Below are 22043 nucleotides of genomic sequence, written 5' to 3' on the forward strand. Positions count from 1 at the left end.
TGCTCGTGTGCGCCGTTGTGATGACAGACTCGAAGTATGGCGGATGCCTCCATTGTGACGGCCATCATCTCGGCGGCGGGCGGAATCATCGGTGCGCTGAGCGCCCTGGGCGGGGTCGCGCTCACCAACAGGTCCAACGCCAAGAAGGAGGAGCGCGATGCGCGGCGCCGGCATGAGGAGCACCAGCAGCAGGCGCGCGAGCAGGCCTTCGGCGACCTGATGGGCGGGGTGCTGAAGCTCCGGTTACGGGTCGAGGTCGCGGCCCAGCACGGCTGGGAGGACATGAACGCCAGGCTCTCCGCGATCGAGGAGCAGGCCGCGTCCGTGGGGGATCTCGCCTCCCGCGTGGCCGTGTTGTCGCCGGGCCGGGCGGCGCGTACGGCCAGGGCGCTGGCGACGGCCGCCTACGGGCTGGCCAGCCAGGCCACCCAGCACACGAGGATGAACTACGACGGTGACGGCGAGTTCGTGAGCGGGCAGATGCTGGAGCGTCCGTCGTTCGATCGGCTGGATCGGTGCGTCGACGACTTCAGTCAGGCGGTCGACGGCGCTCAGGGCGACGAGCTCGTGGGGCCGATCTCCGAGAGCTGAAGGGCCTCCGCGCGCTGGTGGGGCGCGAGTGCGGGAGCGGTGGCGGCCAGGGACATGCGGGCCAGGTCGGCGGCGCCGCTCCGGTTGCTGCCCAGGGCCCGGACGCGGGCGGCGTACAGCAGGGCGGGCCCGTTCTGGGCGCCGGCCTGCAGCGCGGCCTCCATGTCCTCTTCCGCGTCGCGGGAGTTGCCGGTGCCGACGAGGGCGAGCGCGCGGGCGGCGCGGCCTTCCGGCCGCAGGTGCCGGCGCACCTGGTTGAGATCGAGGAGCGCCTTTTCCGACTGGCCGAGGTCGGCCAGCATCTCACCGCGCGTCCGCAGAGCCTCCGGGGTGCGGGAGTCTGAGTTCAGTACGTCGGTCAGCACCGTCACCCCCGCGCGGCCCTGGCCGGCCTGCCACAGCGTACGGCCGAACTCCGTCTGCAGGGCGAGGTCGGTGGGCAGGCGATCGACGGCGGAGCGCATGGTCTCGACGGCCTCGACGTCGAGCCCCTGGGCGAGGAGCGCGTGGCCGATGGCGGCCAGCGAGTTGGCCACGGCCGTGTTGACCTGCAGGGCCTCGAAGAGCGACGCGACGGCGCGGTAGTGGGCCACGGCCTGCCCGTAGTCGCCGCGCAGGTGGGCGACGTCGCCGAGCCTCGACTCGGCCTGCGCGAGGAGCGGGAGATCGTCCTCGCCGGCGGTGGCCAGAGCGGTGCCCGCGTTCTGGTCGGCGGCGTCGAGGTCGCCCCTGAACAGCGCCGACTCCGCCGCCGACAGGAGACGGGCGGGAGTGGTGTCGCCGGCGCGCAGCTCCGTGACGTCGAGTCTCGTGAGGGGGCCGGCGAGGAGCTCGTGGTGCAGCCGGTACGAGCCGTGGCCCGCGGCCAGCAGGTAACGGTCCTGGAGGGATTGCAGCACGCTGCGCGGGAAGCCCTCGCGGGCGGCGTCGTCGTCGCCCGCGGCGATGTCCGTGCCGGTGGCGGCGGCGCGCTGCAGCCAGGACGCCAGGCGCAGCGTCGAGACGTGGTGGTCGATGGCCACGTCGGCGATCACCTGACCGCAGAACTCGCGGAGCGAGCGGTCGATGCCGGGATGAGCGTGTACGTCCTGGGCGGTGATGACGGTCGCCTCGGCGGGCAGCGCCGCCCACAACCGCGAGCAGACGGCCTGCAGGAGCACGGGATCCACGGACTGCCGCCGGGCCGCCAGCGTGGTGACGAGCTGCTCGGCCACGCCCTCGGCGTACCATCTGCCGCTTCCCTCGACGGGACGCTCGACGGCCTGCACGGCCTCGTCCATCGTCAGCGGGCCCAGGCGGTAGGGCGATTCGAGGCGCCCGAGCGCGGCCTCCAGGCCGGCCAGCCCCTCCTCACGGACGGAGAGCAGCAGGTGGACGTCGGGCAGCTCGGTGACGACCTCGCGGAGCTGGGCGAGGAAGCCAACGCGGTGGGGGTCGAGCCGGGGATGGCGCTCGAAGACGCGCTCCACCTGGTCGATCGCGACGAGGAGCGGGCCAGGGCGGCCGCGCCTGCGGTTGGTCCAGCCGTCGGAGCGCAGGAACTCGTACAGGGTCAGTCCGGCGAGGCGGTTCGGCGGGGTCGAGGGCGACCAGGACGACAGGAGCGCCAGCGTGTACGGGTTGTGGCCGGGCAGCGCGGCAAGCGCGGGCGGCGGCGGGCCGAAGGGCCGGCCCACGGGAAGGACGTCGGCGTCGTGGGCCGCGTCGAGGAGTTTGGCGTGCAGGAGCGAGGTCTTGCCCGATCCCGGCGGTCCCGTGAGCACGCTCACCCGATGGCGCTGCCAGCGCTCGGCGAGGGCGCTCACCGCCTCGGAGCGTCCGAAGAATTGGCCGGCTTCTTCCGCCAGAAAAGGGCGGGCGCCGACATATGGTTGCCGATCGACATAATGGGCCATCACGCTGACAGTCATCGCAGCGATCCCATTCGAAATGGGGGTCCTGCAAGCAGGATCGGCTTACGGTAGGGGGTGCTGGCCTGGCTCGATTTCTCGTCGCCGCGGAACTGTGCGAATGGCTTTGGGGCGCATTGCGGAGCGGCAACGGCAAAGTGAGGCTCGGGCCGGGTGCGCGATTGCCGTAGAGAAGATGGCGACTGCTCAGAAATGCTGCCGACTCCTCTCAAGGCATGTGCGGTCGCCCGGCGGAGCCCGGTCCGACGCATGACGAGAGTTTATGCCGGTGACCGATGCGATCATGCCACGACCCACCGTGCAGGGGACGTGCTCACGTTCCCGCGCCTGATGGGGTGGCATACCGGTCGCCTCTCGTTGCACAGCCGCCGGGAGATGGCTGCCGTCCGTGTCGAGGATGGAGGGGTCTCATATGCTCTGGTTGAACCCGAGGAGCGCCCCGCTCTGGGTCAGCGCCCTCTTCACCGCCTGGCCGAACACGGACGGGTCTTCCGCCGAGAGAGCCGCGATGTCGTGGAGCGAAGCCCCGGAAAGATCGAGCAGGCCACTGTCGCCTTCGTCGACACGCTCGTGCAAACCATCCTCCTGTCTCTCCACTGAAACTCCACATTTCGGGCATGTTGCTCGCGTCGGCAGGACCGGGCGAGCCCTCCTCGTGAAGGCATACCTGCAACAGCATCACCCAAACGGCGAACCTTGCCTAGGGGGCGGCCACGGCCATGACAAAGTTTCTGACCTGGCGGAACTATCGAACACTAGATCATGTAACCGCAGATTTGCTCCTCTATGTCCGCTTAGATGACAGTATGAGCGTGTTAAGTGATATCGCCTAGTGTGCAGAATGCTTACCTATTCGGTGTCGTGCTAGGAGGCACGCTCCGGTGTTGCTAGGATCAGCTTGTGATGCAGCGCGGATTGCCAGAGGTGTGGAGCGAGAAGATACCCCCGCGCAATAAGAATTTCACCGGCCGAGATGAGCTTCTCGAGCAACTACATGCCGGAATCGCGTCAGATGTGACCGCGGTCGTGCCGCATGCCCTTCATGGCATGGGCGGGGTTGGTAAGACCCAAGTTGCCGTTGAGTACGCATGGCGCTATTCGTCCGAGTATGACGTGGTTTGGTGGATTTCTGCGGACCAGGCGCTTCTGGTGCCCGCGGCCCTGGCCGCGCTCGCGCCCCGGCTCGGCCTGCCTCCGGCCAAGGCCGTCGGCATCGACGACACGGCGGCGGCCGTGCTGCACGCGCTGCGCCGCGGCGAGCCGTACAGCCGCTGGTTGCTGATCTTCGACAACGCCGACCGGCCAGAAGACATCAACCAGCTCATCCCGCGCGGCCCTGGCCACGTGCTCATCACCTCGCGCAACCAGCAGTGGCGCAGCGTCGTCGAGACCGTCCCCGTCGACGTGTTCACCCAGGGCGAGAGCGTGCAGTTCCTGCACAAGCGCGTGTCCAACGCGCTGCGCGAGGTCGACGCCAAGCGGCTCGCGGACGAGCTGGGGCACCTGCCGCTCGCGCTGGAGCAGGCGGGAGCCCTGCAGGCCGAGGCGGGCATGTCGGTGGAGGAATACCTCCAGCAGCTGCAGAAGCACATGTCCGACACGTTGCACATGCCCAAGCCGCTGGACTATCCGCTGTCGATGACGGCCGCATGGCGGCTCTCGGTGAGCCAGCTGGAGCAGCAGCTCGCCGAGGCCGTCGAGCTGCTGCGCTACTGCGCCTTCTTCGGCCCCGAGCCCATTCCCGTCGACGTCTTCCGCTGGGGGCCGAAAGAGGGGGTCGACTCCGGGCTGCGGCAGATCCTCGACAGGCCGCTGCTGCGCAGCAACGCCATCCGCGTCATCGGTCGCTTCGCGCTCGCCAAGGTCGATCCCGACACCCGCACGCTCCAGGTCCACCGGCTCATCCAGGCGCTGCTCCGCGCCGACCTCAGCGAGGCGGAGCAGGAGGGCTACCGCAAGGGAGTTCACCTCCTGCTGGCCAGCGCCGCGCCCGGATCCCCAGGCGACGAGACGAACTGGACGCGATTCAGCGAGCTGGTCCCGCACATCGCGCCCGCGGACGTGGCGAGCACCCGCGATCCCAAGGTCAGGGACTTCGCGCTCAAGATGGTCCGCTACCTCTACATGTCGGGCCAGCACCAGACCGGTCGCGCCTTCGTCGAGAGCTTCCTTGAGCAGTGGACCCAGGACTCCGGCCCTGACGATCCCCACTCCATCGACGCCCAGGCTCAGCTCGGCACGGTGCTGCGCGAGCTCGGCGACTACCCCAAGGCCCATGAGACCGACCAGTCGGCCCTGGCGCGGGCGAGTGAGGTCTTCGGGCCCGAGCATCCGAGCACGCTGTTCATCGCGCAGGGCTTCGGCGGTGACCTGCGGGCCCTGGGCGACTTCAACGAGGCCAGGCGGCACGACGAGGAAGTCCTCAGAGGCCACGCGGCCACTTTCCCGCCCGACCACGACGAGCTGCTCGCCGCGAAAAACAACCTGGCGCTCGACTACGCCCTGATCAGCAGCTACCAGCAGGCGCGGGCGATGCACGAGGAGGTCTACACGGCCTCCGACCGGATGAGCGACATCAGCAAGGTCGTCTATCTGCTGCGCTACGGCAACCTGGCCCGCGTCGTACGCCTGTGCGGCGACTACGAGGATGCCTGCGACCTGGGTGAGGACGCCCATGCCTTCGGTGTGCAGGAGCTGGACGTCGAGCACTGGGTGACGCTGCGCACCGCCAAGGACCGCTCGATCGCCCTGCGCCGGGCCGGCCGCTACGACGACGCCACCCAGCTCGCGGAAGAGGTCTACGAGCGCTACAAGCGCCTGTTCGGCCCCGGTCACCCCGACACGCTGGCCGCCGCCATGAACCACGCCAACACCCTGCGCAGCACCGGCCAGATCAACGCCGCGTTCGCGCTGGCCAAAGACACGATGAACCGCTATCCGCAGGTGTACGGCGAGGAGCATCCCTACAACCACGGCTGCGCGGGCAACCTGGCCCTGCTGCACCGGGTGCGAGGGGACGCGGAGAGCGCGCGCAAGCTCAACGAGCAGTGCCTGCTCGGCCTGGACACCCGCCTGACCCGTGACCACCACTACTCACTCACGGTCGCGATCAACCTGGCCAGCGACCTGACGACGCTCGGGGAGCTGAGCCGGGCACAGAGCCTCAGCGAGGACACCTACGAGCGGTCGCGGCGGCTGCTGGGCGAGACGCACCCGCTGACGCTCGGGTGTGCGGCCAACCTCTCCGTGGTGATGCGGCGGCTGGGCGCCGACGAGAAGGCCGAGGAGCTGCTGTCGCGGACTCTCGACCAGTACCGGCAGGTACGCGGCCCCGATCACCCCGACACCGTGGTGGCGGGAGAGGCGCGCCAGCTCGACTTCGACTTCGACCCGCCGCCGATCTAGGCCCGTCTAGCCTCGCACTCGCGGCCCGTTGGCCTGTCGCCAGCGGGTCAGGTGGCGCTGTGTCTCCTCCTGCGCCCTGGCCAGGGCGGCGGGTGGCACGGGCTCGTTCCGCCAGCCGGCCAGGACGCGGCGCATGTGGCCCGCGAAGGCCTTTCCGGCCGGCGTGAGGAGGCCGGAGGTCATGAGGGTGTCCACGGCTCCCAGCGCCCCCGCGCGCCATCGGGCGAACTCGCTGTGGGGGTGGATGCCCGGCTCGTGCGCGCGCTGGCGGCGCCAGAAGGCGCTGACACCCAGATAGGCGTACGCGCCCTGCAGCAGCCCGGAGGCGGGCCGCGGATCCTCCCGCCACGGGGCGTAGAACCTGCGACCCTCGTCGGGTTCGACCAGGGCGACGACGTCCAGCAGGGCTCCGAGCTTGGCGTGCTGGACCTCGTGGGCCAGCGTGGCGGCGAGCGTCAGGCCGTCCACGGGCGCCGACAGGCCCACGGCGCCGAAGGTCTCCGACGCGGTGCCGCTCACCAGGCCGTGGGCGGGCGAGCGGAGCGGGGTCAGGACGCGGTGGGCGACCTGGATCTCCGCGGCCGTCGCCGGGTGGTGGGTGGTCAGGATCTCCCAGGCCCGCTCCAGCGCGGTACGCCAGCCGGGCAGGTCGGCGGCGGGCAGCCGGTCGGCCAGGTCGGCCTGCATGCGGTAGGGGTCGAGGTCGTCGAGCACGAGGCCGAGGGCGCGGCCGTTGGCGGTGACGGCCAGGCGGCGCAGGCCACGCCATCTCGGCAGGTCGAGGGAGTGATCCTCGGGGATGGTCACGTCGCCGCCGGGGCTGATGATCTCGGCTCCGCCGGGCGTGCTGCGTACGGTGGCCGGGCCGTCGGGCACGTGGGCCTCTCCCACGGACGGCAGCAGGAGCGATCCGCCGCCGGCCCGGGCCTCGATCGTCAGCGGGGCGCGCGCCCTGACCGCGGCGGCCGCGGCGACGGCGGCCAGGCGGCCGGGGTCGGCGTGCGCGGGGTCGCGGTCGAGCAGGAGCAGGGTCGAGCGGAGCCAGGCGCCGACGGCCGGGTAGAGCAGCACGCTCTCGACCGGGCCGGGAGCGTCGTCCTGGAGCGCGGCGAGCCGGTCGTACGCACCGGCCGTCATGGCGGCGTCCGGGTGGCCGATGGCCGCGGCCCGCTCCACCACGCCGCGCAGCAGCAGCAGGTGTTTGCTGCGTTCGACGGCGGCGAGCTGCCGCACCGCCCCGGCGCCGCCGTCGCCTACCGCCAGCTCGGCGAACACGTCCTCGGATATCCGGTGCCTGCGGTGGTTCATCGAAGCTTTTCCAGCTGGGCACCGACATCCGCGGCTACAGCACTTTTCACATGACGAATCAGTTTCAACAGGTCGGGACAGTAGACCGAAGGATTGGCGAAACCGTGCCCGGCCCGGTAGCGGTGTGCGAACTGCCCGCCCCCGCACACGTCGCGTACATCGCAGGAAAGGCATTCTGCCGCCAGTGCGGATGCGCCTAATTGGCGGGCCGCGGCTTCGGGCCGGAACAATGCCTCGTCAAATGAGTTGGCCGCCACGTTGAGGCCGTTGGCGGGCATGTTGGGAATGCTGGATTTCACGGTGTCGGAGAGCTCCATGGTTCCGTCGGTGTCGATGACCAGCACGGAACTGGGCGAAAGTCCGACCGTTTCGCTGTTGGACCGGCCGCCGAGCAGCAGGTGGATGATCTCGCTGAAGAGACGGACCTCCGTCTCCTTACGCGGAGCGGAGTACCAGCGGTCGAAGGCGGCGATGAGCCAGTCGGCATAAGGCGTGGCGGAGCTGCCGGGAACGCGCCCCGGCGGCGGAAAGGACCAGTTGCCGAGCGGGAGCAGGAAGTCGATTCTGGGCGGCCCGTGTTCGAGCAGCGCCTCATAGCTGCGCACCGGGTCGTTACGCAGGTCTATCGTGCACAGCAGCCCGCTGAACAACCGCGGGAACGACTCACGCAGCAGCCGCAGGGAGCGGGCGACGGCGTCGTGGCTGCCCTTCCCGTTCGCGAATATCCGGTGCCGGTCGTGCGCGCTCCTGTCGCCGTCGAGGCTTACCGCGACGGAGATATCGAGGGCGTCGAACAAACGCAGGAATGCGGCGTCGAGCCGGACGCCGTTGGTCTGTACGCGGGTGTTCACGCAGGCCGAGCGGCCGACGGCCGCGCGGGTGGCCGTGACGACGCGGGCAAGGAGCTCGGGGCCGGCGAGCAGCGGCTCGCCGCCGTGGAGTATCAGCTCGACGGAGGACAGGCGGTGCGTCCGTACGTGCTCGGCGACGCGTTCGGCGGTGTGCGCGATGGTGCGGGCCGACATGCGAATGGGCTGGTCGCGCCAGCTCTGGTCGGCCATTTCATAGACGTAGCAGTAGGTGCACGACAGGTCGCACCTGCTGTTGACCTTCAATACGAATTCGCGAAACGGGGCGGGACGCCACCCTCGGGACCTGAGCTCGGCCACGTCCAGCGTTTTCGGCCACTCGGTACGGTCTGCGCACTCCATCGATCCGAGGTCCGCCGCCACGCCTTGATCATCTCCTCGAGGTGAGCATTCGGCGCGTCGTTGCGCAATCGCTGCATAGTGCATAACCACTATGAGCGTGTAAAGGGACCCCGTCAAACCCGGCGGGGCTCGGCGCGCGGTCCTGTGAATGGCCGAAAGAGCCGTCCGAAATGGCGGCGTCTAACGCGGATGGCAACCCTTGGGAGGGGAGGTGGCCATCTTGCCGGCCGGTGGACCGGGATCGCGGTGACCTTGAACGGGCGGACTGGTCGGCGTGGCGGCCCTGCGCCGCGCAGGCGGTTGTCGAAAGGAAACCGGCGTCGATTTCCGGGAAAGGCGTCTCGGATTCGGGCGGGCCATCGCAAAGGGCGCAGCGGCCCGCACAGGCACCGCGGTCAGTCCCACCAAAAGGACCAGACCGGAGCATCCACGATTTCGGCCGCGTACTCTTCGAAGTCGTTGTCCTGGCGCAGGTCGGGACAGAACGCGTAATGCTCGACGGCCACATGGCGCGCGTGCTCAAGAGTGCGGGGCGGCCAGGCGACGGTGACATTGAGCGTGTCGGGGCCGAGTGAGCAGAGCCGTACGCCGAACCGCTCCTGCCAGCTGCGCAGCACGACGGTCGCCCTCGCACCGCCCGCCGCCGAGCTCCAGCCGACGGCGATGATGGTCTCGGCACCGTCGCGGGCCGGGACGAGGCCGAGAAAGGGACTGTGGTCGGTTCCCGTGAGCAGGCGGCGGATGCCGGACGGGGTGGTGGCCAGCTCGAAGGCGCGCCGGTCGGGGTCCGGCCCCTGCTCGCCTGCGCGGGCCAGGCCCGGCCACTCGTCGAACGGAGGTGGCTCTTCCTCGAACTGGCGCCAGAACACCCGCTCCTTCCCCCACGTCTTGGAGAGCTCTCCTTCCACGTCCAGCTCATCCGCCCAGCTCGACGGAACGGGGGCCAGATCGCCGGCGTGCCAGGGGGTGACGTGGTCACCGCCGTTGCCCAGCAGGAGGGGCCACAGACCGCTCTCGCGATGGCGAGTCAGGAGATCCGCCCAAAGGCGGCCCGCCTCCTGATCGCGCAGCAGGTCGTCGGTGATCCATAACACCGGATCGGTCACGGGCTCGCCCGTTCGGGCCCATGCGGGCTTCGGCGTGATCAGGCGGCCCCGCAGGCCGTCGGGCACCTGAAATCTGGTCATCGGCATGCCTTCCTTGCTGGATCCCGTCAGCGAGGTTCCCGTGACGGTCGAAACAGAGTAAACGCGACCGGACATTAAGCGGACATTCGACTGACAATAGCCGGTCATACGTCAAGTAACGCAGATCAGCGCCATGTCGGCGGGGCTAGAGTGACTGCCGATCTCGCGCGACCCGACGCGGGAGGCGCGTATGCGGAAACATATGAAAGGCAAGTCGACATGAGAGCGAAATTCGCCGTACTCGGCACGCTGGCGGCGGCCATTGTCACCGCCGGAGCCGGGATCTCCGCGGCCCACGCGGAGACCGGTCCGCAGGCCGTTCCGCTGGTGCGGTACTTCGACGGGCTGCAGCACTATGTGACCAGCGGCGCGCGGCCGGGGCCGAAATATCGTGAGGAGGGCCGGGTCCCCATTCTGACCAGCAACCTTCCGGGCACGAGGGCGATCTACGGCTGCTTGGCGGGCAACGCCCGGCGCGACCAGTTCCTGACCGGCGAGAGCGACTGCGAGAACAGCGTCAGCAGCTCGAAGAACAACACGTTCCTCCGGCGGGAGGGCTTCCTTTACAAGAGCCCGGGGGCGGGCAGGCGAGCGCTCTATCGCTGCTATGTCCCGCACACGCAGAGCCACTTCGTGTCCGTACGCTCCGACTGCGAGTCGAATCCGCCCGCCTCCAAGGTGAACGCCGAATTCATCCTGGGCTATTTTCCGTCCGCCCAGGCTGATTGACAGGCGGGTGACCAGGGGCGGGAAACGTTCGGTCCGTACGCCATAGATCCACGTGCCGCAGCCGTCCAAGAAGGCGGGACCCCGACGGGGAGGCTCTGTGCGATCCGCGGACCAACGTGATTTCGCCGAGTTCGTCGCCGCCGCATCGGATCGGCTGATACGGCTGGCGTACGTGCTTACCGGTGATCAGCATGCCGCCGAAGACCTGCTGCAGAGCGCGCTGGTCAAGGCGGCCGGTCACCGGCGGGGCATCAAGCTCGGGAAGTCGCAGTTCGTAGGGAGTACCAAGGGGTTCGTCCTGTGCCTGCCGGGAGAGCCGGGCGTGAGCTACCCCGAGGCGCCGATCTTCTCGTACTGGGGTTACGACCCTCCCGGGTGACTGGCGCTGAGCGGGCCGCTGCAGGTGGACACGTACGCGGTCCAGACCAAGTCCCTGGTGAACCCGGGCCGGGACGGCGCCGACCCGGCCTTCCTGGTGGTGGCCGGCCGGGTGGTAGGCGAGGTGACGCGCGTACGGCTGGTCTGGGCGGAGGGGCAGGAGACGAGGCCACGTTGCGGAACGGGTTCTTCATCGGCAGGGTGCGGGCGACGGTCAACGCGGACATCACCATCCGCACGCCGCCGGTCACCGTCACCGCGTACGACGCGGGCGGGGCCGTGGTGGCCGAGCGGGCGCGTGTCGCCTTTTCGTCGTTGGGCGCTCCTGACGAACCCGGGCGCGACGCTCAGGATTCGCCGTCGTCGTTCTTCCGCACGCTCAAGGCGGAGCCGACGGCGGCACCCAGGGCAACACCCAGCGAGACACCGATGGCGAGGTTGTCCAAGGCAATCCCGAAGACGGCGCCGAAGACCAAGCCGAGGCTGATCCCGAAACATAACCCGGCGCCCGGTGGCATGTTCTTGCTCGTCATCGCATCTCTCCCGGGGAGGTGGGCGGAAGGCTGACGACCTGGCGGCCCACCACGGCGGATGCGCGACCATCTTCCTCCACAAACGTAGGACCTGACGTCAAGGTTCCCGGCGCCGCAGCAGGCGTCGGCCGTAAAGGGGCACCGGATACCGCACGCAGGCCGGTGAACTGGGTGTTCCGGCTCAGGCGGGAACAGGGCGACACGCAGCGGCGGCCCGTAGTGCACTGGATCCCGCGGTCGCACCCTCTGAACTCCTCACACGAAAGGACCACCTTCGTGATCAAGAAAACGGCGAAGCTCGGCCTGGCAAGCGTTCTCGCGACAGGCGCTTTCGCCATCAGCCCCGCATCCGCACCCGCCCTCGCCGCCGCACCCGCCCAGTTCGTGAGGTTCAGCAACTGGGCCACCAGTGCCTGTCTCGAGGACACCGGCAGCGACATCGTCACCAAGGCATGCGTGGCCCGCAGCAGCGCCCGCTGGAACAACCAGATCTGGATCGTCGAGGACTCCCCCAACGGCGGCGGCCGTCTCCATCTGAAGAACTGGAAGACCAACAAGTGCCTCTGGGCGGAGAACACCAGCCCGAACGGCGTCCGCGAAGGCACGTGCGGTAACGGCACGTCCATGGACTGGGTCGTCCGCAACAACCTGATCGAGTCGGTCCGCCGCGACTACGCCAACCTCTACGACCAGGCCAGTAACTCGGACGTCCGCATCGCCGCCACCGTGAATCCGGTCAATTACTCACGCTGGACCCAGACCGCGGCCTCGCCCAAGTAGCGATTCATGCGCGCTGAAAGAGTCGCCCTCGTCAATCGGGGCGGCTCTTTTCCTGCGCACCGAGGTGGAGATCGCCGTAAATCCGTGGCGCGGGCGGCGCGTGCCGCACTACGGTCGGATACGTCTTCACCTCGCGGCTGCTGACCCACGAGGCCTGTGGCGACGGTCCTGTTCCGTCGTCTTCTGTGGCGCGCTCTTCAACCGCGCGCCCCTCTCGCACGTCATTTCAGCAGCCCGAAGGACTTCACCATCATGCGTGTCCGTCAGGATCACCGTCTCGTCCGCCGTGACGAGCAGTGGCTCACTCTCCCCAACTCCTGGAACGTCCCCGTCGACATCTGCGCCGACGAGGGCGTCCCCCTCGAACCGGCGGCCGTCGACGAAGTGCTGTCCGTCCTGGAGACCGCCGGCACCCTCGCCCGCCTCGCCGAGGCCGTACCCGGCCATGACGGCCCGCCGCCCCGCCTGACCCGACTCGTCCTCACGCCCGACTTCCACAAGGGCGCGGGCATCCCGATCGGCACGGTCATCGAGACCGAGGGCGCGCTCCTCCCGCAGGCGGTCGGCAACGACGTCAACTGCGGTATGCGGCTGGAGGTCACCTCGCTCACCCTGGAGCAGGTACGGCCGCGCCTGGACGCCCTGGAACGGCGGCTGCGGCACCTGTTCTTCGAGGGCGGCCGCCGCATCGCCCTCACCCCCGCCCAGCGGGAAGCCCTCCTGTGCGACGGGCTCCCGGGGCTCCTGCTCACCGGCGACGCCTCCTGGCAGGGCCACCAGCCGACCGACGCCGAGGACTGCCTGGACCGCATGCACGCTCCCGCGCACCCGACCGGCACCGCCGAGGCGTTCGCCGACTGGATCACCAGCGCGGGCGGCACCACGGCCGCCAGCCACGACAGCCTCATCGGCAGCATCGGCGGCGGCAACCACTTCGCCGAGCTGCAGTACGTGGCACACATCCACGACCCCGCCGCCGCGTACGCGTGGGGCCTGACAGCGGGCTCGGTCGTGCTGATGGTGCACAGCGGTTCGCTGTCGCTGGGGCACCAGGCCAACGCCACAGCGCTGGATCGGCTGCGCCAGACCTGGCCGCCGGGGTTGTCGCGGCCCCGCAACCAGATCCTGCCGTTCCTGCTGGACGAGCGTACGGCCGCCGCCCGGCGCCGTTATCTGGACGCGTTCGGCAACGCCGCCAACTTCGCCGCGGGCAACCGGTTCTTCCTCGCCCTGACCATGCGGGCCGGGCTCGCCGCCGAATGCGGTCCGACGACGGCGCGGCTGGTCTACGACGCGCCGCACAACCTGTTCTGGCAGGAGGAGGACCGTGTCGTCCACCGCAAAGGCGCGACGCCGGCGGGCGGTCCCGAGCAGATGACCGGCGGCCCGTACGCGATGTGGGGCGAGCCCGTGATCGTGCCCGGGTCGATGGGTTCCTCCAGCTACCTGCTGCGGGGCCACGGCAACGCCCGTACGCTGGCCAGCGCCTGCCACGGCGCCGGACGGCGGGTCCCGCGCGGCGCCACCGCACGGGCCGGCGACCGTGACCTCGACGCGTTCCTGCGGGAGTTCCGCGTGGTCACGCCGCTGGACCACCGCGATCCGACCGTGGCGCGCCGCGCGGACGTGATGGCGGCCTGGCGGCGCGACCTCAAGCAGGAAGCCCCGTGGGCGTACAAGGACATCGGGCCTGTGGTGTCGAGCCTGCAGGCGGGAGGGGTGGCGGATCCGGTGGCCGAGCTGCGCCCGCTCCTCACCGTCAAGGGCTGACCACCTGGGCTCTCCCTTCAGGCGCCGGCACGATCGTTCCTTCAGGCGCCGGCGCCGCCGTCCACCGGCACGATCGCGCCGGTCACCATCGAGGCCCGGTCGCTGAGCAGCCAGGCGGCCGCCTCGGCGACCTCGTGGGGCTCGGCCATCCGTCCGAGCGGGACCGAGGCCTTCACTTTCTCGGTGATGCCGGGGGTCGCCGCCTCCCACTTGTCGATCATCACCGTGGCGGTGCCGCCGGGGGTGATGCCGTTCACCCGGATGCCGTCACGGGCCCAGCTCACCGCGGCGGTCTCGGTGATGCTGTTGAGCGCGCGCTTCATCGCGCCGTACGCGGGGAGGGCGGGGTTCGCGCGGCGGCTGCCGATGCTCGAGGTGTTGACGATCGCCCCGCCGCCGTTGCGCCGCATGAGTGCGGCCTCGGCGGTCATGGCGGCCCAGTGCGAGCGGAAGTTCACGGCGAACTGCTCGTCGATGTCCTCATCGCTCGTGGTGTCGAGCGGGCCGGGCTGCTGGATCGCCGCGCCGTTGTTGAAGGCGCCGTCGAGCCGTCCGTGCAGCTCCGCGACGCGGTCGACGGCCGCGCGGACGCTCGCCCGGTCGGCGAGGTCCAGGGTGACGGCGTCGGCCACGCCGCCGTCGGCGCGGACCTCGGTGACGACCCGGTCGAGGGCGTCGGTGCTGCGGGCGGCGAGCACGACGGCGGCGCCCTCGCGGGCGAAGAGCCGGGCCGCCGCCGCTCCGATGCCGCGGCTGGCGCCGGTGATGAACACGACCTTGCCGGTGAGCAGGCCGATGGGTGCGATGTCGATGGTGTTCGTCATGACGTCAGTGTCAGGCCGGCCTCCATGCCGGAGGCAGGCACAGGCTGTACCAGGATGCGCCGCAGCGCAGCGTGCAGACTGGGGGTATGGACAAGCAGGAGCTCGGAGCGTTCCTCCGTAGCCGTCGCGAGCGGCTCCGGCCGGAGGACGTCGGCCTCCCCTCGGGCTCGCGACGCCGGACGCCGGGTCTGCGCCGCGAGGAGGTGGCGGTCCTCGCCCACATTTCCACCGAGTACTACGTACGGCTCGAACAGGGCAGGGCGCCACGGCCGTCGGGCGAGGTCCTCGCCGGGATCGCCGGCGCGCTGCGGCTCACGGACGCCGAGTCCGATCACCTCCACGTCCTCGCGGGCACTGCGCCGACCCGCACCGGCCTGCACCGGCGCGATGTCCGCCCGAGCATCGTCGCGCTCCTCGAACGGCTGCCGCAGACGGCCGCTTTCGTGATATCCGCGACGTTCGAGGTGCTCGCCTGGAACGACCTCGCGGCCGCGCTCATGGAGAACTTTGCCGAGCTCAGCCCGGAGGACCGCAATCTCGCGCGCCGCGCATTCCTCGGGCCCGCCCGACCTGGCACGACGCTGTACGGGATCTCCGACGCCGCGGAGTTCCGGCACCATGTCGTCATGCAGCTCCGTGCCGCCCTCCCCCGCTACCCGACGGATCCCGCGGTGATCGGCCTCGTCGAGGAGCTCCGCGACGCCAGCCCCGAGTTCGCCCGGCTGTGGGAGCGGCACGACGTGCAGGCCGCGCCGGTGCTCACAAAGACCTTCCGCCACCCGGTCGTCGGGGAGATCACCGTCGAGTGCGACTCGCTCGCGCTCACGGACTGCGACCAGCACCTCGTGCTTTACAGCGCGCCGCCCGGATCCCCCAGCGCCGAGGCTCTGGCTCTGCTGAACGTGCTCGGCGCCGAGGCCGCGGATTATCTGGGGTGACGGGCTCCTCGCCGCCGGCGCCGCATCGGCGGACGCCGCCACCATCGACCAGAACGCGAACCCGAGCCATTCGGACTCGCTGACCTGCCGCGGCAAGGGCATCGACCCCGACGCCAAGCTCCACCACCGGACCGAGGCCTTCATCAAGGCGCCGCTGAGCACCGTCTGGAAGCTGCACACCAAGGTGGAGGCCTGGCCGTCCTGGCAGGAAACCGTCACCAGCGTCAAGCGGCTGGACCGGGGACCGCTGCGGAAGGACTCGCGGTTCCGGTGGACCACTCCGGCGCCCGCCACGCCCACGACCACCGCCACCACCTTGGTCATCACCTCCACCGTCAAGGACGTCCAGCAGGGCAAGTGCATCCGCTGGAGCGGGCCCGCGATCGGTGAGGGGCTGCGCATCGACGAGGGCGTGCACGTGTGGAACTTCATCAAGGTCAAGGGGGGTGTCCTCGTCCGTACCGAGGAGAGCTGGACCGGCGACCAGATCGAGGCCGACCCGGAGACCGGATCGCAACCGGACGCGATCACCGTCGTCACCGAGATAGCCGGGATCGACCAGCGGCGCATGTGCCGGACAGTCGCACGCTGCCGCGGCTGTCCGGGTCCGGCACGCTGATCGCGTAGGTGACGACCGGCTCCTCGATCAGCGTCATCTCGCCGGTCATGCCCAGCAGCGTCAGGGTGAATTGCAGATCCACCGTCGGACGAGTGGCGTCGCTGCGGAGCACCGCGGCGGCCTGGGTGAGCGAGGCGAGCGGGCCGCGTCGCAGCAGGTGGTAGTCGCGGACGTCGTTCTCGGTCAGCGTGTTCCAGAGCGGGCTGCCGTCCGACACCGGCCACACCGGCGTGACCATGGGATGGTCCTGCAGGTTGGCGCCCACCCCTGGGAGGTCGCGCACCACGCGTACGCCGAGGTCGCGCTCCTGCGGATCCTGGTCGACGAGTGGGCCGGCCCTGCGCTCGTCCACCGAGCGCTATCGCGGCACGCTGGCCGCGGTGGCCGAGCACCTGCACGCGCTCGGCGGCCTCGCGGACGGCATCGACACCGGGTACGCGACGGACGTGTTGTGGTTCTCCTTCGGCTATTCCGGTTATCTCATGCTTACCGAGGACAACGGCTGGTCGCTTCCGGAAGCGGAGCGGTGGCTGCTGGCGCAGTGCGCGCGAGTGCTTTTGCGCCCCGCTCAGGGGACCTGTGGAGCGGGCCGGACGCTGGACGTGTCCTGTCATACCCTCCGATACTTGACGCCGGCGTGTCAAAAATGTCAGCGACCAGACCGGAGGTCCCCCACTCCATGACAACATCGATGCCGGACCGGCGCACAGTACTGCGGGGGCTGGCGGCGGCAGCCGGCCTGGGCGGCGCGGTCGGCCCGGCGGCGCGCGCCCGCGCCTCCGAGGTCGCGGCGACGAAGCCGAACATCATCGTGGTTCTCATCGACGACCTCGCCCGGCGAGAGCTGGGCTGTTACGGCAACACGTTCAACGAGACCCCGCACATGGATCGCCTCGCCGCGGACGGGATCAGGTTCGAGCACGGCTACGCCGCGGCACCGGTCTGCTCGCCGACCAGGGCCAGCATCATGACGGGGCAGTACCCGGCGCGCGTGGGGATCACCGAGTTTCTCGGCGCCGCCGGCGACGACTTTCTGCCGACCGGTCACCAGACCCTGCCGGAGACGTTGCGCGACGCCGGCTACCGCACCGGCCTGATCGGCAAGTGGCACCTGAGCGAGACCTACACCGGCGCGGTGCGCGACCGGCCCGGGAACCCGTGGTCGCACGGTTTCACCGACGTCATCGCCTCGGAGCAGAAGTACATCGCCGACGGCGACTACTTCCACCCGTACTTCATGCTGCCGGATCTGCCCGCTCGCGGGGAGGACGAGTACCTCACCGACCGGCTCAACCTGGAGGCCGTGGACTTCATCACCCGCGCCCAGGACGAAGCGCGGCCGTTCTTCCTCTACCTGTCGCACTACGCCACCCACACGAAGCTGGCGGCGCCGCAACCACTGATCGACAAGTACGCGGCGAAGCCGGGCGCCGGGGAACGGGGCAAGAACCCGGTCCTCGCCGCGATGCTGGAGGTCATCGACAACGGCGTCGGCACGATCCGGGACACGCTGCGCCGGCTCGGCATCGCCGAGAACACCGTCATTCTGCTGTTGTCGGACAACGGTGGCGACGGCGGCGTGGCGACCAGCAGCCCGCTGCGCGGCGCCAAGGCGACCCTGTACGAGGGCGGCGTCCGCGTGCCGATGATCGCCTACCACCCGGCGGGGCCCGGCGGGCGAGTCGTCGACACCCCGTTCAGCACCGTCGATTTCCTGCCCACCCTGCTCGACACCGCCGACGTCGCCAGGCCGCCGGGACAGCACCTCGACGGCGTCAGCTTCGCCGGCCTGCTGAGCGGCGGCACGGCGCCGGAGCGTACCGACCTGTTCTGGGTGTACCCGCACTGGCACAACCCCGGCGCGCCCGCCGCCTCGGTCCGCCGCGGCCGGCACAAGCTGCTGCGGTATCTGCACGACGGGCAGACCGAGCTGTACGACCTGCTCGCCGATCCCGGGGAGGCCGAGAACCTGGCCGGCCGGCTGCCCGACGAGACGCGGCAGCTGCAGGCGGCCCTGGACGCGCATCTACGGGACGTCGGCCTGCTGCCGCCGCAGCCCACGCCGGAGAACTTCCCTGGCCTGGTGCTCGAACGGGAGTTCTCGGGCGGGCTTGCCGGCTTCACCGTCCTGGCACCGGGTCCGGAGGGACGCCCTGGGACGGTGCAGGCCGCCGGTGGTGCGCTCACCGTGGCCGCCGACGGGGCCGCCGCGTTCGCGCTGCTGCGTTCGGACGTCGTCGTGAACGAGTCGCCGGCCGCGATCATCGTCAGCCAGCGCTCGTATGCCAGGGCCGCCGCGCCGACCCAGGACACCCTGTTCGCGGGCCTGGTCAAGGACGCCGGGAACTACCTGGTGGTCTGGTACAACCACCGGAGCAAGCGCACCGGCTGGGACGTCCGGGTCGACGGTGAGCTGACCGCCCAGCGCATCGTCCAGCTCGACGGGAAGATCGACTATCCCGGGCCGAACGCGCGGCTGGCGTGCGTCCTGCACCGCGACGAGCTCACCGCGTACGCGGTGGCGGCCGGCGGAGCCTGGCAGTACCTGTTCACCGCCGACGTCGGCCGCTACGCACGACTCGACGATCCGAACGTCCGCGCGCAGTATCGCTATGGCTTCGGCGTCCGCATCGACGGCGGCACACTCGCGGTGGAGCGCTTCGCGGTCCGCCGTCGCTGACGGCTCACGGTCGAGTTGCTCGCCGCCGTGATCTCCGGCTTCGAAACCTCAACGAGACGATACGTTTCGTCTTGACATGGGAGCGGTATGCCTGCAGACTCTGACCTTACGAGGCGGACCGTCTCGTCTCATGTAAGCGAGGAGACCGCATGACAACTGCCCGAGTATGGTTCATCACCGGCGCGTCGAGGGGCCTGGGCAGGGCCTTCGCCGAGGCGGCGCTGGCCGCCGGAGACCGCGTCGTGGCTGCCGCGCGCGACCTCGGCCCGCTCGACGACCTGGCCGCCGCGCATCCGGACAGCCTCGTACGGCTGACGCTGGACGTCAGCGACCGCGCGGCCGTGCGGGAGGTGGTGGACCGGGCGGCAGCGGCGTTCGGCCGACTCGACATCGTGGTCAACAACGCCGGCGGGATGCTGCTCGGCATGGTGGAAGAGGCCACGGAGGAGCAGGTCCGCGCCCAGTTCGACGTCAATTTCTTCGGCGCGGTCTGGGTGGCCCAGGCCGTCGTGCCGCACCTGCGGGCGCAACGGTCCGGCCACATCCTGCAGGTCACCTCGATGGGATCCGGCGGCGGGTTCGCGTCCGTCGGGTTCTACGCGGCGAGCAAGAGCGCGCTCGACTCGGTGAGCCAGGCGCTGGCCATGGAGGTGGCGCCGTTCGGGATCAAGGTGACGATCGTGCAGCCGGGCGGGTACGGCACGGACCTGTTCACGCGCGGCACCACGACGACGGAGCCGCGCCCGGACTACGAGCCGCTGCGCGCCAGGCTGGCCGAGATGTGGGGCGAGGACGCCGGCCCCGATCCGAGCACGGCAGCGCCGGTGATCATGGAGCTGGCCGGCCTCGCGGAGCCGCCGCTGCGGCTGATCGTCGGCGGCGCCTCCTACGACATGGTCCAGCAGATGGACCAGGCGCGCACGGAGGAGTACCAGGCCTGGGAGCACCTCAGCCGGCAGGCTCCGGGCTGAGGCCGGCACCGGTTCACGCATCGACAGCGAGGCCGCGGACCCGAGGAATCGTCCGCGCCGAGAAGAGGAGATGGGCTCCATACGTACCGCTGCGCAACTGGCACTCACCGAGATCACCAAGCGTTACGGCACCCGCGTCGTCCTGGACCGGGTGTCACTCACCATCAAGTCCGGCGAGCGGATCGGGGTGATCGGCGACAACGGGTCGGGGAAGTCCACGCTGCTCAGGCTCATGGCGGACGCCGAACGGCCGGACAACGGCGAGCTCGTGGTCGTCGCGCCGGGCGGCGTCGGCTACCTGCCGCAGTCGCTCGCGCTGCCGGCGCACGCGACGGTGGCCGACGCCGTCGACCTGGCGCTGGCCGACCTGCGGGAGCTCGAAGCCCGGATGCGGGCGGCCGAGCGGTCGCTCGCGGAGGCCGGCACGGGGACTCGCGCCGACCTGGACGACCAGGCGGAGGCCAAGGCCGGTTCAGGGCTGGAGGCCAGTTCGGGACTGGAGGCCGATTCGGGGACGAAGGTCGGTTCGGAGCTGGGCGTCTACGCGGGGCTGGAGGCCTACGCGGGGCTGGTGGCTGAGTTCGAGGCGCGGGGCGGGTACGAGGCCGACGCTCGTGTGGATGTCGCGCTGTACGGGCTGGGGTTGCCCGGGCTGGATCGGAGCCGCCCCCTCGGCACGCTCTCCGGTGGCGAACGTGCCAGGCTCGCCCTGGCCGCCACGCTGGCGTCCGCTCCTGAGCTGCTGCTGCTCGACGAGCCGACCAACGACCTGGACGACCAGGCGGTGGCCTGGCTCGAACAGCGCCTGCGCGCCCACCGGGGCACGGTCGTGGCGATCACGCACGACCGGGTGTTCCTGGAGCGGGTGACCACCGCCATCCTGGAGGTCGCCGACGGGCAGGTGCGCCGCTACGGGGACGGGTACGCCGGCTACCTCGCGGGCAAGGCCGCCGAACGCGCCGCGCAGGCGCGGGCGCACGAGGAGTGGAAGACGGAGCTGGACCGGCATGCCACGCTGGTGACGGCCAACGCGGGACGGCTGGCCGCGATTCCGCGCAAGACGGCCAAGGCGGGCATGGGCACCGGGGCCTGGCGGGCGCGCTCGCGTACGCACGGCGCTGCCGGGCGTATCCGGCAGTCCCAGCAGCGGCTACGGTGGCTCACCGACCACCCGGCGCCGCCGCCGCCCGAGCCACTGCGCTTCACCGCCACCCTCACCACCGCAGAAGCCACTTCGGAAGCAGCTGGAGGAGCCGCCCCGGGGGCCACCGCAGGAGCCACCCCGTGGGCCACCCAAAAAGGCACCTCAGGAGGCACCCCGGAAGCAGCCGGAGGAGCCGTCGCCGGGACCGAGGTGGTCGCGCTCGACGGCGTAGTGGTGGCGGGGCGGCTCCGCCTGGAGTCCCTGACCATCCGGGCCGGTGAACGGCTGCTCGTCACCGGCCCGAATGGAGCGGGCAAGACGACGCTGATGCGCGTTCTCGCCGGAGAGCTGCGGCCGGACGCGGGCGAGGTGCGACGGACCGGCCGGGCCGGGTTCTTCCGGCAGGACGAGCTGGACGCGGAGGAGGAACGGCACGCCAGGCGGGCCCTCCGGCGAGGCGAACTGGACGCGGACGAAGTGCGGCAAGTCAGGCGGACTTTCCGGCAGGGCGAGCTGGACAGCGGCGAGGTGTGGCGGACTGGCCGGGCCGGGGTTCTCCGGCAGGGCGGGGTGGCGGAGCGGACCGTGCTGCGGGCCTATGCGCATGGGCGTCCGGGGAGCCTGGACGAGCATGCGGACGCGCTGCTCGCCCTGGGGCTGTTCCGGCCGTCCGACCTGGGGCTGCGCCTCGGGGAGCTGTCCTATGGGCAGCGGCGCCGGATCGAGCTGGCCCGGCTGGTGAGCGAGCCCGTGGACCTGCTGCTGCTGGACGAGCCGACCAATCATCTGTCGCCGATGCTCGTGGAGCAGTTGGAGGAGGCGCTCGTCTCGTACCGTGGCGCGCTGGTGGTCGTGACGCACGATCGGCGCCTGCGGGCCTCCTTCACCGGCTCCCGGCTGGAGCTGGACGAGGGCGTGGTGGCATAGCCGGTCGCGGCCGTTGCGGGTTCGCCGTCCCCGATGGCCGGGCCGGCCGTAGCCAGGCGCGTACGACATGTCCCGGTCCGGGAGGAAACGCTGAGGAAACGGCGCCCCGCCTAGAACTGGAGCTTTCGCATCGGAGCT

General features: G+C 70.4%; 19 protein-coding genes. 11 read left to right on the forward strand and 8 right to left on the reverse strand.

The window, feature by feature from the left end:
• Positions 1–36: 36 nt before the first annotated feature.
• Positions 37–591 (forward strand): hypothetical protein, encoded by a 555-nt coding sequence (locus ABEA43_RS30885; protein ID WP_345567289.1) that lies wholly within the window; start codon positions 37–39, stop codon positions 589–591.
• On the opposite strand, the gene ABEA43_RS30890 is transcribed toward ABEA43_RS30885, so the two are convergent.
• Together ABEA43_RS30890 and ABEA43_RS30895 are read right to left on the reverse strand one after the other, a co-directional pair.
• Positions 552–2501: a tetratricopeptide repeat protein gene (locus tag ABEA43_RS30890; RefSeq protein ID WP_345567290.1), complete on the reverse strand. Its 1950-nt coding sequence runs from the start codon at positions 2499–2501 to the stop codon at positions 552–554. The genes ABEA43_RS30885 and ABEA43_RS30890 overlap by 40 nt on opposite strands.
• 408 nt (positions 2502–2909) lie before the next feature.
• Positions 2910–3098, reverse strand: a complete 189-nt coding sequence (locus tag ABEA43_RS30895; protein ID WP_345567291.1) for a hypothetical protein — start codon at positions 3096–3098, stop codon at positions 2910–2912.
• A gap of 306 nt (positions 3099–3404) precedes the next feature.
• On the opposite strand from ABEA43_RS30895, the gene fxsT reads away from it, so the two are divergent.
• On the forward strand, positions 3405–5906 hold the full coding sequence (gene fxsT, locus ABEA43_RS30900; protein ID WP_345567293.1) for an FxSxx-COOH system tetratricopeptide repeat protein: 2502 nt from the start codon (positions 3405–3407) through the stop codon (positions 5904–5906).
• Between the two features lie 6 nt (positions 5907–5912).
• Here the strand turns inward: fxsT and ABEA43_RS30905 are convergent, their stop codons facing one another.
• The 3 genes from ABEA43_RS30905 to ABEA43_RS30915 all read right to left on the reverse strand — a co-directional run bounded on the left by ABEA43_RS30905 (position 5913) and on the right by ABEA43_RS30915 (position 9612).
• Entirely contained in the window at positions 5913–7214 is a 1302-nt protein-coding gene (locus tag ABEA43_RS30905; RefSeq protein WP_345567295.1) for an HEXXH motif domain-containing protein, read from the reverse strand.
• Positions 7211–8446, reverse strand: coding sequence for an FxsB family cyclophane-forming radical SAM/SPASM peptide maturase (locus ABEA43_RS30910; protein WP_345567297.1), 1236 nt, complete (start codon positions 8444–8446; stop codon positions 7211–7213). Before ABEA43_RS30910 ends, ABEA43_RS30905 begins: the two co-directional genes overlap by 4 nt.
• 374 nt (positions 8447–8820) lie before the next feature.
• On the reverse strand, positions 8821–9612 hold the full coding sequence (locus ABEA43_RS30915; protein WP_345567298.1) for a DUF4253 domain-containing protein: 792 nt from the start codon (positions 9610–9612) through the stop codon (positions 8821–8823).
• A gap of 219 nt (positions 9613–9831) precedes the next feature.
• Here ABEA43_RS30915 and ABEA43_RS30920 point away from each other — a divergent pair, with 219 nt between their 5' ends.
• Both ABEA43_RS30920 and ABEA43_RS30925 read left to right on the forward strand, forming a co-directional pair.
• Positions 9832–10341: a hypothetical protein gene (locus ABEA43_RS30920; protein ID WP_345567299.1), complete on the forward strand. Its 510-nt coding sequence runs from the start codon at positions 9832–9834 to the stop codon at positions 10339–10341.
• A 97-nt stretch (positions 10342–10438) separates the two neighbouring features.
• The gene (locus ABEA43_RS30925; RefSeq protein WP_345567300.1) at positions 10439–10720 is read left to right on the forward strand and encodes a SigE family RNA polymerase sigma factor; all 282 of its coding nucleotides are present in this window, start codon (positions 10439–10441) and stop codon (positions 10718–10720) included.
• A gap of 346 nt (positions 10721–11066) precedes the next feature.
• On the opposite strand, the gene ABEA43_RS68685 is transcribed toward ABEA43_RS30925, so the two are convergent.
• Positions 11067–11252 carry a glycine zipper domain-containing protein gene (locus ABEA43_RS68685; protein ID WP_486348726.1) on the reverse strand — a complete coding sequence of 62 codons (186 nt, stop codon included), beginning with the start codon at positions 11250–11252 and terminating at the stop codon, positions 11067–11069.
• 276 nt (positions 11253–11528) lie between these two features.
• On the opposite strand from ABEA43_RS68685, the gene ABEA43_RS30935 reads away from it, so the two are divergent.
• Positions 11529–12032 (forward strand): hypothetical protein, encoded by a 504-nt coding sequence (locus ABEA43_RS30935; RefSeq protein ID WP_345567302.1) that lies wholly within the window; start codon positions 11529–11531, stop codon positions 12030–12032.
• 252 nt (positions 12033–12284) lie between these two features.
• Positions 12285–13802, forward strand: a complete 1518-nt coding sequence (locus ABEA43_RS30940; RefSeq protein ID WP_345567303.1) for an RtcB family protein — start codon at positions 12285–12287, stop codon at positions 13800–13802.
• A gap of 41 nt (positions 13803–13843) precedes the next feature.
• Here ABEA43_RS30940 and ABEA43_RS30945 read toward each other — a convergent pair whose 3' ends face one another.
• Positions 13844–14626, reverse strand: coding sequence for an SDR family NAD(P)-dependent oxidoreductase (locus ABEA43_RS30945; RefSeq protein ID WP_345567304.1), 783 nt, complete (start codon positions 14624–14626; stop codon positions 13844–13846).
• An 86-nt stretch (positions 14627–14712) separates the two neighbouring features.
• Between ABEA43_RS30945 and ABEA43_RS30950 the strand changes: the two genes are divergently transcribed.
• Both ABEA43_RS30950 and ABEA43_RS30955 read left to right on the forward strand, forming a co-directional pair.
• Positions 14713–15564, forward strand: a complete 852-nt coding sequence (locus tag ABEA43_RS30950; protein WP_345567305.1) for a helix-turn-helix transcriptional regulator — start codon at positions 14713–14715, stop codon at positions 15562–15564.
• A gap of 100 nt (positions 15565–15664) precedes the next feature.
• On the forward strand, positions 15665–16183 hold the full coding sequence (locus ABEA43_RS30955; protein ID WP_486348727.1) for an SRPBCC family protein: 519 nt from the start codon (positions 15665–15667) through the stop codon (positions 16181–16183).
• Here the strand turns inward: ABEA43_RS30955 and ABEA43_RS30960 are convergent.
• Positions 16101–16535 (reverse strand): GMC family oxidoreductase, encoded by a 435-nt coding sequence (locus ABEA43_RS30960; protein ID WP_345567306.1) that lies wholly within the window; start codon positions 16533–16535, stop codon positions 16101–16103. The genes ABEA43_RS30955 and ABEA43_RS30960 overlap by 83 nt on opposite strands.
• Positions 16536–16862: 327 nt before the next feature.
• Here ABEA43_RS30960 and ABEA43_RS30965 point away from each other — a divergent pair, with 327 nt between their 5' ends.
• From ABEA43_RS30965 to ABEA43_RS30975, 3 genes are all read left to right on the forward strand, one after another.
• Entirely contained in the window at positions 16863–18863 is a 2001-nt protein-coding gene (locus ABEA43_RS30965) for a sulfatase-like hydrolase/transferase (RefSeq protein WP_345567308.1), read from the forward strand.
• A 149-nt stretch (positions 18864–19012) separates the two neighbouring features.
• Positions 19013–19834, forward strand: a complete 822-nt coding sequence (locus tag ABEA43_RS30970) for an SDR family NAD(P)-dependent oxidoreductase (protein ID WP_345567309.1) — start codon at positions 19013–19015, stop codon at positions 19832–19834.
• Between the two features lie 70 nt (positions 19835–19904).
• Entirely contained in the window at positions 19905–21905 is a 2001-nt protein-coding gene (locus ABEA43_RS30975; protein WP_345567310.1) for an ABC-F family ATP-binding cassette domain-containing protein, read from the forward strand.
• Positions 21906–22043 lie beyond the last annotated feature (138 nt).

The sequence above is a fragment of the Nonomuraea rosea genome, from assembly GCF_039539705.1.
GTDB classification, from domain to species: domain Bacteria; phylum Actinomycetota; class Actinomycetes; order Streptosporangiales; family Streptosporangiaceae; genus Nonomuraea; species Nonomuraea rosea.

Excerpts from the sequence above, each read along its gene's own strand:
- ABEA43_RS30940 (WP_345567303.1), top strand. The coding sequence starts at position 12,285 with ATGCGTGTCCGTCAGGATCACCGTCTCGTCCGCCGTGACGAGCAGTGG.
- ABEA43_RS30950 (WP_345567305.1), top strand. The coding sequence starts at position 14,713 with ATGGACAAGCAGGAGCTCGGAGCGTTCCTCCGTAGCCGTCGCGAGCGG.
- ABEA43_RS30965 (WP_345567308.1), top strand. The coding sequence starts at position 16,863 with ATGACAACATCGATGCCGGACCGGCGCACAGTACTGCGGGGGCTGGCG.
- ABEA43_RS30970 (WP_345567309.1), top strand. The coding sequence starts at position 19,013 with ATGACAACTGCCCGAGTATGGTTCATCACCGGCGCGTCGAGGGGCCTG.
- ABEA43_RS30945 (WP_345567304.1), bottom strand. The coding sequence starts at position 14,626 with ATGACGAACACCATCGACATCGCACCCATCGGCCTGCTCACCGGCAAG.
- fxsT (WP_345567293.1), top strand. The coding sequence starts at position 3,405 with ATGCAGCGCGGATTGCCAGAGGTGTGGAGCGAGAAGATACCCCCGCGC.
- ABEA43_RS30920 (WP_345567299.1), top strand. The coding sequence starts at position 9,832 with ATGAGAGCGAAATTCGCCGTACTCGGCACGCTGGCGGCGGCCATTGTC.
- ABEA43_RS30975 (WP_345567310.1), top strand. The coding sequence starts at position 19,905 with ATGGGCTCCATACGTACCGCTGCGCAACTGGCACTCACCGAGATCACC.
- ABEA43_RS30915 (WP_345567298.1), bottom strand. The coding sequence starts at position 9,612 with ATGACCAGATTTCAGGTGCCCGACGGCCTGCGGGGCCGCCTGATCACG.
- ABEA43_RS30890 (WP_345567290.1), bottom strand. The coding sequence starts at position 2,501 with ATGACTGTCAGCGTGATGGCCCATTATGTCGATCGGCAACCATATGTC.
- ABEA43_RS30885 (WP_345567289.1), top strand. The coding sequence starts at position 37 with ATGGCGGATGCCTCCATTGTGACGGCCATCATCTCGGCGGCGGGCGGA.
- ABEA43_RS68685 (WP_486348726.1), bottom strand. The coding sequence starts at position 11,252 with ATGACGAGCAAGAACATGCCACCGGGCGCCGGGTTATGTTTCGGGATC.
- ABEA43_RS30905 (WP_345567295.1), bottom strand. The coding sequence starts at position 7,214 with ATGAACCACCGCAGGCACCGGATATCCGAGGACGTGTTCGCCGAGCTG.